This window comes from Cellvibrio chitinivorans, assembly GCF_035117775.1.
GTDB classification, from domain to species: domain Bacteria; phylum Pseudomonadota; class Gammaproteobacteria; order Pseudomonadales; family Cellvibrionaceae; genus Cellvibrio; species Cellvibrio chitinivorans.
The window spans coordinates 744336-762285 of sequence record NZ_JAYKKN010000002.1 but is presented as its reverse complement, the minus strand read 5'-3'; the positions used below and the strand labels follow the sequence as shown (position 1 = coordinate 762285).

Here is a 17950-nt window from a genome sequence, read left to right as displayed (position 1 = left end):
GTTCCTGCTCGCACACTGCAAAGTGCTCACCATTGGAATAGCCGGCATCGGCCGCTACTGTCAGCGTGTCTTGCTCCAATACCGCTTTGGTTTCCCGTGCGATGGGCAGCAATTGCTGATTATCAGTGCAAGCTTGTGTGACCTCGTGATGCACAATCAAATGGTGCGTGGCATCAACAGCCGTTTGTACGTTGTAGGAGACCTTCTTTCCCGATGCGGTGCGCATCATGCGGGCATCTGGCTCGGTTTTAATCAGCTGCGTGAGATTCTGCTCACTTAGATGCGCTTGTTGTGCGAAATTTTGCTGTTGTTGCGCTTGCAATGTTTGCAACGCCGCACGAACGGCATCTGCATTAACAGGCTCCGTTGTTTCGGTCTGATCTTGCTGATCCAGAGCGCTTAAGTACTGCTGAATCTGTTGCTCCAGTACGGCTTGTTGTTTAGCCAGCTTTGCAGGAGTGATGAGCTGTGCGCGACGACAAAACTGCACAAACTCACGGCAAGTGGCGATAAGCGCGCTGCGGTTTAATCGACGAAATTCGGCGATGGTTTTGAAGTCCGGCGTTAATCGGCCAAGCAGCCACATGACCTCCACATTGCGTTGGCATTCTGTTTCCAATCGGCGCGAGGAGCGAATGCGCTGCAAATAGCCGTACAGATAGAGTTTTAATAAATCGGCAGGATCGTATGGCGGACGGCCGGTGGCTTTCGTTACGGCTTTCGTAAAACCCAATGCCGCTAATGAAAGTTGCTCAACATAGGCAGCGATAACTCGCACGCTGTGATCAGCGGGAATGAGTTTGTCCAAACTAACGGGAAATAAATTGCCTTGAGTAACGGCTCCCCCTTTCTTGTAGTGCATAAAAAATGCCCGCATCAAAACGATGCGGGCATTTTCTCAAATCAAAACCCTGGGCTCTAGGGTTTTGACACAGTCTCAATTGCCGCGTTTTTTTGTGGTGGCTTATTTTTACTGGACGGAAGCGGCGGGGGTTGTTGCTGGTGTATATGGAGTTACTTGAATGATCACATTTAATGCAGGGTGATCAATGTAATGAACTTCATTGCTGCGCATATCGCGCTCTTGTTGCAAGAGAATTATTTGGCGGGTTATAAAATTCTCGGTGGCCGAAGCATCTGCGCTTTCGCTCAAACTTGCGTCACCCCACTGGGTATTTTCGGCTGCAAGTGCCTGTTCCAATTCCGCTTCTACTGCTGAGTCTAGAGATAAATTATGCATGCTCGCGACTGAGTAGTTAGGGCGAAGTGGGATTTCAGGCCAGGTTTGAGTGACTTCCTGACCGACATTAAGGTCAAATTGAGCAAGCCATAAGTTGGTTTGCAATTCCAGATAAGTTGCCACACTCAGACGAATACTGCCTTCTAATGCTTGATGTTGCCCAAAGGTTTGTCCGCCGTTGATCAGTATGGCTTTAGAGGCTTTTTTGTTGGTGATGATTTGTCGCCAAGCTTGATGAAATAAGACTTCAAAACGCGAGCTGCGCTGTAATTTTTGTGCCTGCGCGTTTAGTTGTCGCTCATTGTCGGGCAATAAATAAAACGCGTCTTTAGTAAGATCTACTGGCACAGGTGTATCAGTCCCATTGCTATCAATCGCGCCAGGGTTTTTTAATTCCACCCAATCGCCCGGGTAGCGCAATTTAATATTGCTCGGCCAGTGTTCCTGCCCGCTATCGTCTTTGCGTGCAACGACGATCATTTCCACTTGGTACCAGCCCTCGTGTTGTGCGTAGCTAATTGGGCTCGCTAGCAGCAATACTGCGAGGCTTATTAATGCGCGATATGGTTTTTTGAGAGCGAAAATCATTGCATTGTTTTCCTGATAAAAGTGTCAGACTTCATTTTTTGCAGTTAATCATTCGTCGTTATTTACTTTTTAACTTGGGGTTAAATAGCTAAGTAGTTCGACTATCGCTTGAATACGCTTTTCGTTATCGTCCAAAATCATGGTGAATTTTAACTGGTTTGCGCCTTCCAGTTTGTAGATGCGTGGCTGGCTTTGTACCAGTTTCACAATTTGCAGCGGGTCAACGCGCGTTTCGCTAGCAAACTCCACTTTACCGCCGCGTGCATTGGCTTCAAGTTTGGTGATGCCAATCGCTTCGGCGTTGATTTTAATCTGCGTAACCCGGAACAAATTTTTAATTTGCTCCGGCAGCATGCCAAACCGGTTAATCATTTCGACTTGTAGATCGCGTAGGGCATCCTCACTGTCGGCATTGGCTAAACGTTTATACATCACCAGTCGTGTATGTACATCGGGCAAATAATCTGCGGGAATTAGTGCAGGTATACGCAAGTTAATTTCAATCGCTTCACTCAACGCTTTTTCAAGATCGGCTTGCTTGCCTTGGCGGATGGCTTTTACGGCGCGATCGAGCATATCCATATAGAGTGAGAAACCGATGGTCTGTATTTGGCCGCTTTGTTCATCGCCCAATAGTTCACCAGCGCCACGAATTTCCATGTCATAAGTCGCCAATGTAAATCCTGCGCCCAAGTCTTCCGCGGCACTAATTGCCTCCAAACGCTTTTGGGCGTCGTCAGTCATTGCGCGGCGATCAGGCGTCAATAGATACGCATAGGCTTGGTGATGCGAGCGCCCAACGCGGCCACGTAGCTGATGCAATTGCGCCAAGCCGAATTTATCGGCGCGGTTGATGATAATCGTATTGGCGCTAGGGATGTCTATGCCCGTTTCGATGATGGTGGTGCATACCATGATGTTAAAACGTTTGTGATAAAAATCGGACATCACTCGCTCAAGATCACGCTCGCGCATTTGGCCGTGGCCGATGCCTATGCGCGCCTCAGGAATTAATTCTTGTAAATCGCGCGCTACCTTTTCAATGGTGTCAACTTCATTGTGTAGATAATAAACTTGGCCACCACGCAAAATTTCACGCAGGATCGCCTCTTTAATGACGGCGTCATCATAGGTGCGTACAAAGGTCTTTACCGATAAACGACGTGCAGGCGGTGTGGCAATGATTGATAAATCGCGAATGCCCGCCATGGACATATTTAATGTTCTGGGGATTGGTGTTGCGGTAAGCGTGAGAATATCAATTTCTGAGCGAAGTGCTTTGATTTGATCTTTTTGGCGCACACCGAAGCGATGTTCTTCATCGATGATTAGTAATCCTAAATCTTTGAATTTAATCTCAGGTGATAAGAGTTTATGGGTGCCGACGACTATATCGACTTTTCCTTCTGTCAATCTTTCCAATACCTGATTAACTTCTTTTGTTGTGCGAAAGCGCGATAGCACTTCAACAGTAATCGGCCAATCTGCGAATCGGTCTTTTAGTGATTCGTAATGCTGCTGTGCAAGCAGGGTAGTTGGAGCAAGTATTGCAACTTGTTTTCCGCTGTGACTGGCGATAAAAGCTGCGCGCATCGCGACTTCAGTTTTACCGAAGCCTACATCACCACAAACCAATCGATCCATAGGTTTTGAGGAAAGCATATCTTCCATAACCGCTTCAATAGCGCGTTGCTGATCGGCGGTTTCTTCAAACGGAAAGCTTGCTGCAAAGGTTTCGTAGGCAACTTTAGGGTCGGGAAATTTATGACCTTTCCGTGCGGCGCGGCGCGCATAAACTTCAAGCAATTCTGCGGCGGTATCTCGAATTTGTTCTGCGGCTTTACGCCGCGCCTTTTGCCAGGATTCGCTGCCGAGTTTATGCAGTGGCGCCAAATCATCTTCTGCGCCTGAGTAGCGGCTAATTAAATGCAGGCTGGTTACTGGAACATAGAGTTTGGCTTCATCGGCATATTCCAATGTTAAAAATTCATTGGTTTCATTATCGATAGTGATGGTTTCCAAACCGCGAAAGCGACCAACGCCGTGATCGATATGCACAACAGATGCGCCGATTTTTAATTCAGTGAGGTTTTTTACAACAAGATCAGCATTGTCTTGCGATTGTTTGCGTCGGCGTTGTTGTTGAATGCGTTCGCCAAATAATTGCGCTTCTGAGATGAGCGCAATTTTAGGATTGGTTTGCAGTAATCCTTGTTCCAGTGGTGCAATGGTTATTGCCAGTTTTTCGCCATGATCCAGAAACTCACTCCAACCATCCACTGTTGTCGGTCGAATGCGAATGCGGCTAAGTAGTTCAAGGAGTGTTTCGCGGCGGCCAGCAGAATCTGCACAAAATAATACTTTGCCATCAAACTCCATTAAAAAAGCTTGAATGGCAGCGAGAGGGTTTTCAGCTTGTGCGCGAATGGGTAGCGAAGGTATTACTGCGCTACAAAAATTGAAATTTCCTTCTTTTTCTTCCAGTGGTTGCGATTCAATAAACGTGCGGGAGTATTGTTTTAAATTGCCAAAAAATTCATCGATGGCGAGATAAATATCGCGCGGCGCTAATATTGGGCGTAACGGATCTACGCGGCGGCTTTCATAACGGCGTAATAGTTCGAGCCAAAAATTCTCGGCTGATTTTTCGATATCACCGAGTGCATAAATTTGTGTTTCAGTCGGCAGATAATCAAATAGGGTGCTGCAGGCATCAAAAAATAACGGGAGATAATATTCGATCCCCGGTGGTGAAATACCTGCGCTTATATCTTGAAATACTGGACAAGCTTTGTGATTAACATCAAAACGCTCCAGCCATTTTTGTTTGAATAAACTGATGCCGGTTTTATTGAGCGGAAATTCTTTTGCGGGGAGCAATTGAATTTTATCGACCTTGTCGATGGTGATTTGTGTTTCCGGGTCGAAGGTACGCAGGCTTTCAATTTCGTCATCAAATAAATCAATCCGATAGGGGAGTTCACTACCCATCGGATAAATATCCATCAGTGAACCGCGCACTGCAAATTCACCGTGTTCATAAACGGTATCCACGCAGTGATAACCAGCACGCTCCAAATTCTGACGCAGCTGATTGGCGTCGAGCGTTTCGCCGACAGAAAGCATCAGACTATTGCCGATTAAATAGGAGTGCGGCATGAGTCTTTGCAGTAGGGTCGTAACCGGGACGACGAGAATTCCCTGTTTAACTGTAGGTAATTTATAGAGCGTGCTTAGTCGCTCGGAAATAATATCCTGATGAGGCGAGATGGTGTCGTAGGGAAGTGTTTCCCAATCCGCTAGATGTAAAACCGGAAGTGAATTTTCGCCGGTTGCAAAAAAAGTGAGTTCACTTTCCATGCGGATAGCAGCACTGGTATCTGCAGTAATCACCAAGCTCAGGCCATTGTAGGCACGAGCAGCGTTCACAATGGTCAATGCCTGGGCGCTGCCAAAAAGCTGCCCCCAATATTGTCGATTACTGGTTTTTGTAGAAATAGGTGGGGTACTAAGTAGCTGTAGAGTCATAAGGTATTTTATTTATCGCACATCTAAATTGATGGGGCATTTTACCTTTCTTAAGGTGCTTCTTGGGTGAGAAAAATACAAATAAAAAAATAAAAAAGATTCTCATTTGAAATTTAATGTCTTTTGTGAAGATGAGAAGTGTTTTCATTAAGTGGGTTGTTGGAGATTTTTTTGTATAAAAAGAACTCAGCTTAAGCGAAAAGCCTTGTAAAACATGCATCAAATCGATGCATCGCTATGGTGCTGGCTTTGGGTGACGTTTATAATTTGCGGGTTTTACTAGGGCTAATGAAAACTTCTCAAAAATCAATCAATTGTGTGTGCGCTGTGCTCGCTTAGGCAGATGTTGATACAAGGGTTGAGTGAATGTTCCATGCCTTATGCATCATTATTTATTGCGCCAGCAAATACATGATGATGCGCTCGCAGATCAAGCACTTCCTCCACAAAGTCCTATTCAGTTCCCGCCAGGAAGTAACTGAGTAATGACAGTTGGTTTATCGCTTGCTGCATCTCGCGGCCTGGATTTCCAGGTCTATATCCACACGAACGACTAGGCAGAGACGTATGATAAAGATTCGTCGAGGGTTGGATTTGCCCATTACTGGCAGCCCCAATCAATCTATTGAGGATGGCCCTCAGGTTCGCCAGGTAGCTTTAATCGGGTTTGATTACCATGGTATGAAGCCCACTATGGCGGTACAGGTTGGTGATAAGGTTAAACTCGGTCAGGTGTTGTTTTCTGACAAAAAGATCCCCGGTGTTAACTATACCGCTCCGGCTTCTGGCACCGTCAGTGCTATTAATCGTGGCGATCAGCGTGTATTTCACTCAATCGTAATTGATGTGGAAGGTAATGAAGCAGTTGAGTTCGCTAAATACTCAGCTGCTGAATTGGCTGGTTTGTCGCGTGAAAGTGTCCAGCAAAATCTGGTTCAATCCGGTCTTTGGACGGCTTTGCGTACTCGTCCATACAGCAAGGCTCCTGCACTGGATTCAAAACCCAGCTCGATCTTTGTTCAGGCTATGGATACCAATCCTTTAGCGGCTGATCCAAAAGTTGTTATCGCTGCTAAAAAAGACGCTTTCGCCAATGGTTTGACCGTGCTTGCACGTTTGACCGAAGGTAAGGTTTTTGTATGTCAGGCCGAAGGTGCTGATCTGCCGAAAGGGCAGGGTGGCAATATTGCGGTAGAAACTTTTGCTGGTGTTCATCCGGCGGGTAACTCTGGTACCCATATCCATTTCCTCGATCCGGTTAGTGCTCACAAAACTGTGTGGACTATCGGTTATCAGGACGTTATTGCTTTTGGTGAGTTGTTTACAACTGGTCAGCTTAATGTTGAGCGTGTTGTTGCTCTGGCTGGTCCTCAGGTTGAACGTCCACGTCTTGTGCGCACTCGCCTCGGTGCAAGTCTGAATGAATTGACCCAAGGCCAGACTAAAGAAGGTGAGAATCGCCTGATTTCCGGTTCTATCTTTGGTGGTCGTCGTTCTCATGGTGCCTTGACTTACCTTGGTCGCTTCCATAATCAGGTAAGCGTACTGCTTGAAGGTCGTGAGCGCGAAATGCTGCATTACCTTCGCGCTGGAACTAATAAGTTCTCTGTGCTGGGTATTTACCTGTCTAAATTGCTTCCCTCAAAAGCCTTCAATTTCACTACATCAACCAATGGTTCCGAGCGTGCCATGGTGCCAGTAGGTTCTTATGAGAAGGTGATGCCGCTGGATATCCTGCCAACACAATTGCTGCGTTCCTTGATTGTGGGTGATACCGAAATGGCACAAAAACTGGGTTGCCTTGAGTTGGATGAAGAAGATTTGGCGCTGTGTACCTTTGTGTGCCCCGGCAAATACGAATACGGTCCAATCCTGCGTAACAACCTTACCCGTATTGAGCAGGAGGGCTAATAGATGGGACTGCGAAAGATACTTGATGATATGGAGCCGCATTTCCACAAAGGCGGCAAATATGAAAAATGGTATGCCCTGTATGAAGCGGCAGACACCATTTTCTACAAACCTTCAGATGTCACCAAATCTACCGCTCACGTTCGTGACGGCGTAGATTTGAAGCGCATTATGATCACTGTGTGGCTGTGTGCATTCCCAGCAATGTTCTTCGGTATGTACAACGTTGGTTTGCAAGCGAATACCATCCTTGCAGCGACTGGCGCAACCGGTATCGACAACTGGCATGGTGTGTTGGTTAGCTGGTTTGCTGGTCATAACCCTGACAGCATCTGGGACAACTTGATTCTGGGGGCCGCTTACTTCCTTCCTATATATGCCACTGTGTTTATTGTTGGTGGTATTTGGGAAGTCTGGTTTGCAATGGTTCGCGGCCATGAAGTTAACGAAGGTTTCTTTGTGACCTCTATTTTGTTTGCTTTGACCTGTCCGCCTGACTTGCCTTTGTGGCAGGCCGCGCTGGGTATCAGCTTTGGTGTTGTAATCGGTAAAGAAGTTTTTGGTGGTACTGGTAAAAACTTCCTTAACCCAGCCTTGGTTGGTCGTGCATTCCTGTTCTTTGCTTATCCTGCGGAAATGTCTGGTGATGCGGTTTGGACTGCGGTTGATGGTTACACTGGTGCAACTGCGCTTTCTCTTGCTGCACAGCAAGGTATGGATGCAGTGACTGGTCACTTGAGCTGGATGGATGCATTCCTTGGTTTTGAGCAAGGCTCAATCGGTGAAACCTCAACTCTGGCATTGATGATTGGCGGTATTGCTCTGCTGGTTATGGGTATTGCGTCTACTCGTATCGTTGTTGGTGTGCTGATCGGTACTATCCTGACTACCTTGCTGTACAACTGGGCTGGTGCAGATAGTGCTAATCCAATGTTTCAAATGCCGTTCTGGTGGCACTTTGTTGTGGGTGGTTTTGCCTTTGGTTTGTTCTTTATGGCAACCGACCCTGTCTCTGCTTCTATGACTAATACAGGTAAGTGGATTTTTGGTGCGCTCATTGGCTTTATGGTAATCACCATTCGTGTGGTTAACCCAGCGTTCCCGGAGGGCATGATGTTGGCTATTTTGTTTGCCAATATGTTTGCGCCGACCATCGACTACTTCGTCGTTCAATCCAACATTAAGCGGAGACTGGCTCGTGGCTAATCAACAAACTGCAAAATACACCATTGCCGTCACATTGGTTATGTGTCTGGTTGCCTCTGTTCTGGTGTCCGGTTCTGCTGTTATGTTGAGACCGCTCCAGGCAGAAAATAAAGCTCTCGACTTCAAAAAGAACGTTTTGAATGTGGCGGGCATGTATAAGGAAGGCGTTTCAGTCGATGAGCAGTTTGAAAAGATCCAGGTAAAAATTGTGGATCTGGAAGCTGGGAAATTTACTGATGCGATCACTGATATTGAAAAATTTGATCAAACTGCATCTGCTAAAAAGCCGGGTATGTTTGACCAGTTGGATTCTGAAGAAGATATCGCCAAGCTGATTACCCGTGAAAAATACGCGAAAGTATTTTTGGTAAATGATGATGCAGGTTTGAGTCGTGTGATTCTGCCTGTGCGCGGTAAAGGTCTTTGGTCGACTATGTCTGGCTTTATCGCTTTAGATAAAGACTTAAACACTGTTCTTGGTTTCGGCTTCTATTCACACGCTGAAACCCCAGGTCTTGGTGGTGAAGTAGATAATCCAAAGTGGAAGTCTATCTGGTTGGGTAAGAAAATTTACTCTGATTCCGGTGATGTAAAAGTCAGTGTTATTAAAGGCCATGTTGACGAGTCAACTCCTGAAGGGGAGTACAAGGTTGACGGCTTGGCTGGTGCGACTTTGACCAGTACTGGTGTTAACAATTTGGTTAAATACTGGATGGGCGAGCACGGCTTCAAACCCTTCCTGACTAACCTGAAAAATGGAGAGGCATAATCATGAGTGTAAAAGCGAAAGATCTCCTCACAAAACCAATTGTCGAAAATAACCCGGTTATTCTTCAGATTCTTGGGATTTGTTCTGCGCTGGCAGTAACCTCCAGTGTGAAGGTGAGTTTGGTAATGGCCATCGGTCTGACTCTGGTATCTGCCTTTGCAAACCTGTTTGTGTCTCTGGTGCGTAACTATCTCCCAAGCAGTGTTCGTATCATTGCTCAGATGATCATCATCTCTGCGTTGGTAATCGTTGTTGATCAGGTTCTAAAGGCAGTTGCTTACGATATTAGTAAGCAACTTTCGGTATTCGTTGGTTTGATTATTACTAACTGTATCGTAATGGGACGTACGGAAGCCTTTGCGCTGAAAAATCCTCCAGTTCCAAGTTTCCTTGATGGTATTGGTCATGGTTTGGGCTATTCTGCTCTGCTGCTTGTGATTGCAACCATTCGTGAACTTTTCGGTGCTGGAAAATGGTTTGGTATTCAGGTAATGCCAGTAGTAACTGATGGTGGTTGGTACATACCAAACGGCTTGCTGCTGTTGCCGCCTAGTGCATTTTTCATTATCGGCATGATCATTTGGGGCGTTCGTACCTGGAAGAAAAATCAGGTTGAGAAGGCGTCTTTTACCATTGCGCCAAACTCTGTTAAGACTCAGGAGATCGCATAATGGAACATTTATTAAGCTTGTTTGTGCGTTCCGTCTTTATTGAAAACATGGCCTTGGCATTTTTCCTTGGTATGTGTTCGTTCTTGGCAATGTCAAAGAAAATCAACGCTGCTATAGGTCTCGGTATCGCGGTAATCGTGGTACAAACTGTTACTGTTCCAGCGAACAATCTGATTTTGACTTACTTGTTAAAAGAAGATGCTCTGGCTTGGGCTGGTGTAACTGGTGTTGATCTGACCTTCCTTAGCTTTATTTCTTTTATTGGTGTGATCGCTGCAATTGTGCAGATTATGGAAATCGTAATGGATAAGTACATGCCGGCGCTTTACAACGCGTTGGGTGTGTTCCTTCCGTTGATTACCGTGAACTGCGTGATTATGGGTGGCTCATTGTTCATGGTTGAGCGCGATTACCATTTCGCTGAAAGTGTGGTTTACGGCTTGGGTTCAGGTACCGGTTGGGCAATCGCAATTGTGTTGCTCGCAGGTATTCTCGAAAAGATGAAGTATTCCGATGTGCCTGAAGGCTTGCGTGGTCTGGGTATCACTTTTATTACTGTGGGATTGATGTCATTAGGCTTTATGTCTTTTGGCGGCATTTCTCTCTAAGCGAGACGAGGAATAAAACTCAATGAATATCGAGATTGTATTAGGTGTAGTCATGTTCACCGCAATCGTCATCGCGCTGGTGGTGGTGATTCTTGTGGCCAAAGCCAAGCTGGTGAATAGTGGTGATATAGAAATTCTCATTAATGATGAGAAAACTATTACCGTGCCAGCTGGTGGAAAATTGCTGCAAACACTGGCGGCAAGCAATGTGTTTCTGGCCTCTGCTTGTGGTGGTGGCGGTAGCTGTGCACAATGTAAGTGTGTGGTAAATGAAGGTGGCGGTTCTATTCTGCCAACTGAAGAACCGCACTTTAACCGTCGTGAGCAAAATGAAGGCTGGCGTTTGAGTTGTCAGGTTCCGGTAAAACAAAACATGAAAATTCATGTTCCGGAAGAAGTGTTTGGCGTTAAGCAGTGGGTGACTACTGTTGAGTCAAACCCGAACGTAGCAACTTTTATTAAAGAGCTGACTTTACGTTTGCCTGAAGGCGAGAGCGTTGACTTCCGCGCTGGTGGTTATGTTCAGTTGGAGTGTCCTCCGCATCACGTTAAGTTCTCTGACTTCGATATTGAAGCTGAATATCGTGGTGACTGGGAGCGTTTTGGATTCTTCAATCTTGAGTCCAAAGTAACTGAGCCGGTTATTCGTGCCTACTCAATGGCTAACTATCCAGAAGAGAAAGGTGTTGTTAAGTTCAATATTCGTATTGCAACTCCACCACCAAAATCACAAGGTATTCCGCCAGGTCAGATGTCTTCATTTGTGTTTGGTTTGAAGCCGGGCGATAAAGTTACCGTTTATGGTCCATTTGGTGAGTTCTTTGCCAAGAAAACCAATGCGGAAATGGTGTTTATCGGTGGTGGTGCTGGTATGGCGCCAATGCGTTCGCACATTTTCGATCAGCTGCGTCGCTTGAAAACAGATCGTAAAATGTCATTCTGGTATGGTGCTCGTTCGCTGCGTGAACTTTTCTACAAAGAAGATTACGACATGCTGCAAGCGGAAAACGAAAACTTCAAATGGCACATCGCATTGTCTGATCCACAACCGGAAGACAATTGGAGTGGTTTGACTGGTTTTATTCATAACGTATTGTATGAAAACTATCTGAAAGACCATCCGGCTCCAGAGGATTGTGAGTTCTACATGTGTGGCCCGCCAATGATGAACGCCGCCGTGATTAAAATGCTGAAGAGTCTTGGTGTTGAAGACGAAAACATTTTGCTCGACGACTTCGGTGGTTAATGTCTAAGGAAAACGAGGCTGGGAAACCGCCTCGTTTTTTGTTTTATCGGTAGGGAATTTTTTAATTGCATTAAAGACTTGTTAAGTCCGGGAGTTAATTGTGGCCGTTTTAGTGGTTACTTTAGTGATGATGTTGTTCGTTGCCTTGGCGCTATCCATTAGCGTGCTTATGGGTAGAAAGCCTGTCTCTGGTTCTTGTGGTGGTGTGGGTAAAGCATTGGGCGATCCTAATTATGTCTGTGACTTATGTGGTGGCGATGAGGCCAAATGCGCAGAAGAAAAAATGAAACCCAATAGTCCAGCAAAAACAGATAGCAGCGATCTTTCGTATGATGCGAGCAAACAAAAGGACTGATTGTTGCTAGACTGAAGGAGTCTGAATCAATTTTGTTATTTGATTAAGGGGAATAAATTGACTGGTCGTAAAAAATCGGCAGATCACAGCTACGATCTATTGGTTATCGGTTCTGGCCCCTCTGGTGAAGCTGCAGCCATAGCAGCATCCAAGGCGGGTAAACGAGTTGCAGTAGTAGAAAATAGAACAGTGGTGGGCGGCAGTTGTGCTCATAAGGGGACGATTCCATCCAAATCACTGCGTCATGTTGTAAAACAAATTATTCAATTTAAAAGTAATAGTTTGTTTCGTGAGATCGGCGATAGTCGCCGTTTAACCTTTCCGCGTGTATTGGATTCGGCCGCAAAAGTAATTCCCAAGCAAGTCGAACTGCATACCAGTTTTTATGTGCGCAATCGCGTTAATGTCCATATTGGTCAAGCATCATTCGTAGATGCAAATACCGTAAGTTTGCTTCAGCTAGATGGCGGCATTGAAACCATTACCGCCGCTAATATTGTCATTGCTACAGGTTCGCGCCCTTATCGTCCTGCCGATGTGGATTTCAATCATCCACGTGTTTACGACAGCGATACAATTCTCGAAATGCAACATACCCCGCGTCATATCATCGTTTATGGTGCTGGTGTTATTGGTTGTGAATATGCATCGATTTTTTCTGGTTTGGGCATGCGTGTTGATTTGATCAACAACCGCGAGCGGTTGCTTTCATTCCTTGATGATGAAATTTCAGATGCGCTCAGTTATCACCTGCGTGATAGCGGCGTTACTGTGCGTCATAGCGAAGAATTTGATGCGATAGAAGCGAGCGATTCATGCGTAACTCTGTTTTTGAAATCCGGTAAGCGGTTAAAAGCAGATGCGATTCTTTGGTGTAATGGTCGCAGTGGTAACACTGATACATTGAATCTCGAAGCGGTTGGCTTGGAGTCGGATCATCGCGGCAATTTAAAAGTTAACGACTCCTATCAAACGCAGGTTCCCAACATTTATGCGGTAGGTGATGTGGTGGGGTGGCCGAGTTTGGCAAGTGCCTCTTACGGGCAGGGGCGAGCGGTTTCGGGTGGTATTTTTGGTGATGAGTGTAAATGGGTTCAGGATGTTCCGACTGGAATTTACACGCTGCCAGAGATTAGTTCTGTAGGCAAAACCGAAACTGAATTGACTCAAGCCAAGGTTCCCTATGAGGTTGGTCGTGCGTTATTTAAGAATACAGCGCGTGGTCAAATCAGTGGTGAAGATGTAGGGATGCTAAAGCTGTTATTCCACGTCGATACACTTGAGATCCTCGGGGTTCATTGCTTTGGTGCTGAGGCTGCGGAAATTGTGCACATCGGCCAAGCGATTATGACGCAGAAAGGTGAGGGCAATAGCATTCACTATTTCCTCAATAATATCTTCAATTACCCGACTATGGCTGAAGCCTATCGAGTGGCGGCATTGGATGGTATAAACCGGATTAGCCGTCGTTAAAGAAGATTTGTAATTGTTTATTGAATTGGGCGCACCGAGTGGTAACTAGGTGCGCCCTTTTTGTTTTGGTGCGTACAGAAAGGCAGTTTTTATTGGGCGCTATTGGTGGAGTTTGCCTTAGGGTGAAAGTTGCGTACGCTGTGGATGACGGCACCGCTATCAAAATAAACTGTGAATTCTTTGTATTTCCAGCGCGAAATGGGAGGTTGGCCCTTGGGCGGCGCTTCTTCTAGTGGTTCGCCAAATAGTTCCTTGACTCGTGATTGACTCATGCCTTTGGTGGGCATATCGATTGGCGCTTGATCTTTTGCTTGTTCCCCGATGGGAATGCGGATTTCCTCAGCGTTTGCGCTTTGAATTGAGAGAGTGCATCCCAAAAGGCTACTCAGTAGTATTGCGATCAATTTGCGTGAGTTCATATCGTTTAAATCACCTTAAATTCATAGCGACAACAAAAACTATTGAAGATAGTGTTGGCTTTTGCGGCGCTCAGCCATTTGCGCGCGCATGATTTGTTGTCCGATCAGTTGTTGTTGCGCCTCGGTAACACGATGAAATTTTGCCGCAAGTTGGAACTCTCCAGTGTTACTGGGTTCACATCGAATGATTTTGGCAAAGAGCACCAGGCCTGCGTTGCTGGGTAAAAAAATCAAACGCAATGCAATATGGGAGTTGGCTTCCACGTGGCGAGAGCTTCCAAATGCAATGCCGCCTTCGCTCAGATTCACTTGTTTGATTGTCTTTGATGGGGGGAGGGGTTTTGCATCGCTCATTAATTGCTGGCTAATAATGTCTATTTTGCGGTTCAGATTGTGCAAGTATTCGCCCAGCGCGCGGCTATTGGCTTTAATCTCATGAAATAAGTGCGCGTTGTCATTATCGATTTTACGCAATTCGGCAAATAGTTTAAGTGAAGCGGTATTGGGAAATTGCAATTCTGGCGCAGCAGTATTTGCTGTGATTTCCTCAACTTCTTTGAACTCAATGGCGATACTTTCATCGATGCGAAAATAGCTGCGGCGTTCGCTCATAAATGGGATCTTCCTAATGGCTTATTTGGGTAAACATAGCACATGCCGGAGCCTAAGTGGCTCTGCTAAAGGGCTGGCGTTCATGTGTTGCCTTGGTAGTAGAGTTTTTCTTGGCAATTTGTGGTTTTGCTTGAGCAAACGAGACCAATTGGGTTTAATGCGCCCATGCTAAAAAACATCCCTCTTTATATCGGCTTGCGCTATACCCGCGCTAAGCGTCGCAACCAGTTTATCTCCTTTATCAGCACTTTTTCATTGCTGGGAATGGCGCTCGGGGTTATGGCCTTGATCATCGTTTTGTCAGTCATGAACGGCTTTGATCGTGAGATGAAAGAGCGCATTCTCAGTGTGATACCTCATGGTTTTATCGATCAGATTCCCGCGCTGGATGATTGGCAAAACTTGTCAGTGCAGGTTGATCAACATCCTCAGGTAGTGGCTTCTGCTCCATACATCGCCAGTAGCGCGATGGTCAGTTATGCCGGCGGGGTAGAGGCAATTGAGCTGCAGGGAATATTGCCTGAAGCTGAAGCGCAAGTATCTATTGTTGAGCAACGTATGTTGGTTGGATCGATTGCGCAACTGCAGCCGGGAGAATATGGCATCGTCATGGGGCGCCTATTGGCGAGCCGATTGATGCTTGCGCCGGGCGATAAAATCCGAATCACCTCTCCTGATATCAATATTACCCCCATGGGGGCATTTACTCGCTCGCGTAGTTTTACCTTGGTTGGTGTGTTTGAAGTGGGTGCGCAAGTCGATAGCACTCTGGCATTGATTCATGTTCAGGATGCACAAAAATTTTTGCGTAAACCGGGTGTGCAAGGTCTACATGTAAAAACCGACAACATGTTTTCTGCTGCGCAGGTGATGAGTGAGTTGCGCGATCAGCTGGGTGATAGCTATCGAGTAAAAGATTGGAGTCAAACGCAAGGCAGTTTGTTTCAGGCGGTCAAAATGGAAAAAATTGTAGTCGGCTCTTTGTTGATGATTATTATCGCCGTTGCCGCATTTAATATTGTCTCCAGCTTGGTGCTGATGGTTGCAGATAAACGTTCTGACATTGCCGTCTTGCGTACGATGGGTGTAAGTGCGCGGCAGGTAATGGCAATTTTTATAGTGCAGGGCAGTGCAGTTGGTTTTTTTGGAACCTTTATTGGCACTGTGCTTGGTTGTCTTGTGGCATCAATGCTCACGCCTATTATGAATTTTATTGAATCACTCTCCGGTTTTCAGGTTTTTGATCCGGATGTCTATTTTTTTAGTCAATTCCCTTCAGTATTACTCTGGCAGGATGTTGTATTTATCTGCGCAGTTGCTCTGCTGCTGAGTTTTATTGCCACACTTTATCCCGCTTATCGTGCTGCACAGATTGAACCTGCGGAGGCGCTACGTTATGAATAATTCAACTCCTGTTTTAATTTGCCAGCAGGTCAGCAAAAGTTATCGCCAAGGCGCGTTATCAGTAGATGTTTTGCACAATGTAAATTTTCAGATTAATGCGCGTGAGCGTGTTGCGATTGTTGGAGCCTCGGGTTCTGGTAAATCAACCTTGCTAAATATTTTGGGCGGTTTGGATGTGCCCGATAGTGGAGAGGTAAGTGTTGCAGGCGAGCGTTTGTCGCACATGAGTGCAGATGCGCGCGGGCGATTGCGCAATCGCAGCTTGGGTTTTGTTTATCAGTTCCATCACTTGTTGCCTGAGTTTACTGCACTGGAAAATGTCGCTATGCCGCTGCTGATTGGTAAGCAGCCAGTATCAGTTGCTAAAGCGCGCGCATCGGAATTGTTGGCTCGTGTTGGTTTGGCAAAGCGGATCGATCACAAACCTTCGGAGCTTTCTGGTGGCGAGCGTCAGCGCGTCGCTATTGCCCGTGCGTTGGTCACCAATCCTGCTTGTGTGCTAATGGATGAGCCTACCGGTAATCTTGATAGCCACGCAGCAGAATCTATTCAATCGCTTATGCTGGAATTAAACCAATCTATCGGCACCAGCTTTGTGGTGGTGACACATGATCCGCGCTTGGCTGCACGTATGGATCGCACTCTCACTTTGGTCGATGGTGCTTTAGTAAGCGCTGAGGCTAACTGATGTCTAACCGCTACATATTTTTTGTTGGAACCCGCTACGGAATCTCGCGTGGCCATAGCCATTTGGTCTCGTTTATTTCGCGACTCTCTACTGCTGGTTTGGTGATTGGTGTTGCCCTGTTAATTCTGGTGATGTCGATCATGAATGGTTTTGATAAAGAACTGCGTGAAAATATTCTAGGCGTAATGCCGCAAGCGATGGTTTATCACCGTCATGCAATTGAGCAACCTGAGCAGTTAATTGCCCAACTTGAACAGCATCCGCGTGTATTGGCTGCATCACCGTTTGTGCAACTGCAGGGCTTGCTGAGTTATCAAAAACAAGTGGCGCCAGTCAATATTTTCGGGATTGACTCTGAACAAGAAAAAGCTACATCCAAATTACCGGATTTTTTACCCGCAGGCACGCTGCAACATTTGGCTAACTCTGAAACGGGAATAGTTATTGGTCGCGGTGTTGCCGACAAATTACGTGTGGCCGAATCTGACTCAATCAGTTTAATTGTTCCTGTAGAAGGCAATACATCGCCGCGAATTAACGTGGTTACAGTGCTGGCGATTCTTGATACCCACACCGATATAGATAATGCACTGGCCCTGATGAACATTAATGCCGCAGCAGAGATTTCAGGTTATCCCGGCCAAATTACCGGTGTGCGTTTAAAAGTGGATGATCTATTTGCTGCGCCCGATATTGTGCGTGACATCATGCAAACACTTCCTCCTGAATATTACGGCTCCAGCTGGATGCGTACTCACGGCAATGTTTATCAAGCGATTCAAATGTCCAAAAACATGGTTGGGATGTTGCTGTTTTTGATTATCGCAATTGCCGCTTTTAATTTGGTTTCTACGCTGATTATGGTTGTTGTTGATAAGCAGGGTGATATTGCGATACTGCGCACCATGGGAGCATCCACAGCAGAAATTATGGGTATTTTCATGGTTCAGGGTGGGCTAATCGGCTTGATTGGTACCTCTCTTGGATTAGCGCTGGGTGTATTGCTGTCTTACTTTGTAACTCCGCTGGTGCAATTCATTGAGCGCATCTTTGGTATTCAGTTTTTACATTCAGATGTTTATCCAATTACCTATTTGCCTTCTGAAATGGTGGCTGGCGATATCGCCAAAGTAGTGGTGACTGCTTTGGCGATCAGTTTTTTTGTCAGCCTCTATCCCGCATGGCGCGCGAGTAAAATTCAGCCTGCTGATGCATTGCGTTACGAATGAATA

Annotated in this window: 16 protein-coding genes; 11 read left to right on the top strand and 5 right to left on the bottom strand. The window is 46.0% G+C overall.

Annotated elements, in window-relative coordinates; genetic code table 11:
- The 3 genes from SPL68_RS09900 to mfd form a co-directional block, all read right to left on the bottom strand.
- Nucleotides 1–862, bottom strand: an 862-nt coding sequence (locus SPL68_RS09900) for a transposase (protein ID WP_323814947.1), incomplete at its 3' end; no start/stop codon positions are given.
- A 108-nt stretch (nt 863–970) separates the two neighbouring features.
- Nucleotides 971–1828, bottom strand: coding sequence for a CsiV family protein (locus SPL68_RS09895; RefSeq protein ID WP_323814946.1), 858 nt, complete (start codon nt 1826–1828; stop codon nt 971–973).
- Between the two features lie 69 nt (nt 1829–1897).
- Nucleotides 1898–5356 carry a transcription-repair coupling factor gene (mfd, locus tag SPL68_RS09890; protein ID WP_323814945.1) on the bottom strand — a complete coding sequence of 1153 codons (3459 nt, stop codon included), beginning with the start codon at nt 5354–5356 and terminating at the stop codon, nt 1898–1900.
- A gap of 567 nt (nt 5357–5923) precedes the next feature.
- Here mfd and SPL68_RS09885 point away from each other — a divergent pair.
- The 8 genes from SPL68_RS09885 to sthA all read left to right on the top strand — a co-directional run bounded on the left by SPL68_RS09885 (nt 5924) and on the right by sthA (nt 13595).
- Entirely contained in the window at nt 5924–7267 is a 1344-nt protein-coding gene (locus SPL68_RS09885) for a Na(+)-translocating NADH-quinone reductase subunit A (RefSeq protein ID WP_323814944.1), read from the top strand.
- A 3-nt stretch (nt 7268–7270) separates the two neighbouring features.
- The gene (locus SPL68_RS09880) at nt 7271–8473 is read left to right on the top strand and encodes an NADH:ubiquinone reductase (Na(+)-transporting) subunit B (protein WP_323814943.1); all 1203 of its coding nucleotides are present in this window, start codon (nt 7271–7273) and stop codon (nt 8471–8473) included.
- Nucleotides 8466–9242 carry a Na(+)-translocating NADH-quinone reductase subunit C gene (locus SPL68_RS09875; RefSeq protein ID WP_323814941.1) on the top strand — a complete coding sequence of 259 codons (777 nt, stop codon included), beginning with the start codon at nt 8466–8468 and terminating at the stop codon, nt 9240–9242. The genes SPL68_RS09880 and SPL68_RS09875 overlap by 8 nt, the downstream gene beginning before the upstream one ends.
- Nucleotides 9243–9244: 2 nt before the next feature.
- Nucleotides 9245–9913 carry an NADH:ubiquinone reductase (Na(+)-transporting) subunit D gene (locus SPL68_RS09870; protein WP_323814940.1) on the top strand — a complete coding sequence of 223 codons (669 nt, stop codon included), beginning with the start codon at nt 9245–9247 and terminating at the stop codon, nt 9911–9913.
- Nucleotides 9913–10521, top strand: coding sequence for an NADH:ubiquinone reductase (Na(+)-transporting) subunit E (gene nqrE, locus SPL68_RS09865; protein ID WP_323814939.1), 609 nt, complete (start codon nt 9913–9915; stop codon nt 10519–10521). The genes SPL68_RS09870 and nqrE overlap by 1 nt, the downstream gene beginning before the upstream one ends.
- 22 nt (nt 10522–10543) lie before the next feature.
- The gene (nqrF, locus tag SPL68_RS09860; RefSeq protein WP_323814938.1) at nt 10544–11767 is read left to right on the top strand and encodes an NADH:ubiquinone reductase (Na(+)-transporting) subunit F; all 1224 of its coding nucleotides are present in this window, start codon (nt 10544–10546) and stop codon (nt 11765–11767) included.
- 100 nt (nt 11768–11867) lie between these two features.
- Complete coding sequence (gene nqrM / locus SPL68_RS09855; protein WP_323814937.1) at nt 11868–12122, top strand: (Na+)-NQR maturation NqrM; 255 nt, start codon at nt 11868–11870, stop codon at nt 12120–12122.
- A 57-nt stretch (nt 12123–12179) separates the two neighbouring features.
- Complete coding sequence (gene sthA, locus SPL68_RS09850) at nt 12180–13595, top strand: Si-specific NAD(P)(+) transhydrogenase (protein WP_323814936.1); 1416 nt, start codon at nt 12180–12182, stop codon at nt 13593–13595.
- An 89-nt stretch (nt 13596–13684) separates the two neighbouring features.
- Here the strand turns inward: sthA and SPL68_RS09845 are convergent, their stop codons facing one another.
- Nucleotides 13685–14014, bottom strand: a complete 330-nt coding sequence (locus SPL68_RS09845) for a hypothetical protein (protein WP_323814935.1) — start codon at nt 14012–14014, stop codon at nt 13685–13687.
- Nucleotides 14015–14053: 39 nt separating this feature from the next.
- Entirely contained in the window at nt 14054–14626 is a 573-nt protein-coding gene (locus tag SPL68_RS09840; RefSeq protein ID WP_323814934.1) for a PilZ domain-containing protein, read from the bottom strand.
- A gap of 165 nt (nt 14627–14791) precedes the next feature.
- Between SPL68_RS09840 and SPL68_RS09835 the strand changes: the two genes are divergently transcribed.
- The 3 genes from SPL68_RS09835 to SPL68_RS09825 are packed head-to-tail and all read left to right on the top strand — an operon-like array spanning nt 14792 to nt 17947.
- The gene (locus SPL68_RS09835) at nt 14792–16030 is read left to right on the top strand and encodes a lipoprotein-releasing ABC transporter permease subunit (protein ID WP_323814933.1); all 1239 of its coding nucleotides are present in this window, start codon (nt 14792–14794) and stop codon (nt 16028–16030) included.
- A complete protein-coding gene (lolD, locus tag SPL68_RS09830) occupies nt 16023–16718 on the top strand; it encodes a lipoprotein-releasing ABC transporter ATP-binding protein LolD (RefSeq protein WP_323814932.1) in 696 nt (231 codons plus the stop codon). Before SPL68_RS09835 ends, lolD begins: the two co-directional genes overlap by 8 nt.
- The gene (locus tag SPL68_RS09825) at nt 16718–17947 is read left to right on the top strand and encodes a lipoprotein-releasing ABC transporter permease subunit (protein WP_323814931.1); all 1230 of its coding nucleotides are present in this window, start codon (nt 16718–16720) and stop codon (nt 17945–17947) included. The genes lolD and SPL68_RS09825 overlap by 1 nt, the downstream gene beginning before the upstream one ends.
- Nucleotides 17948–17950: the final 3 nt, after the last annotated feature.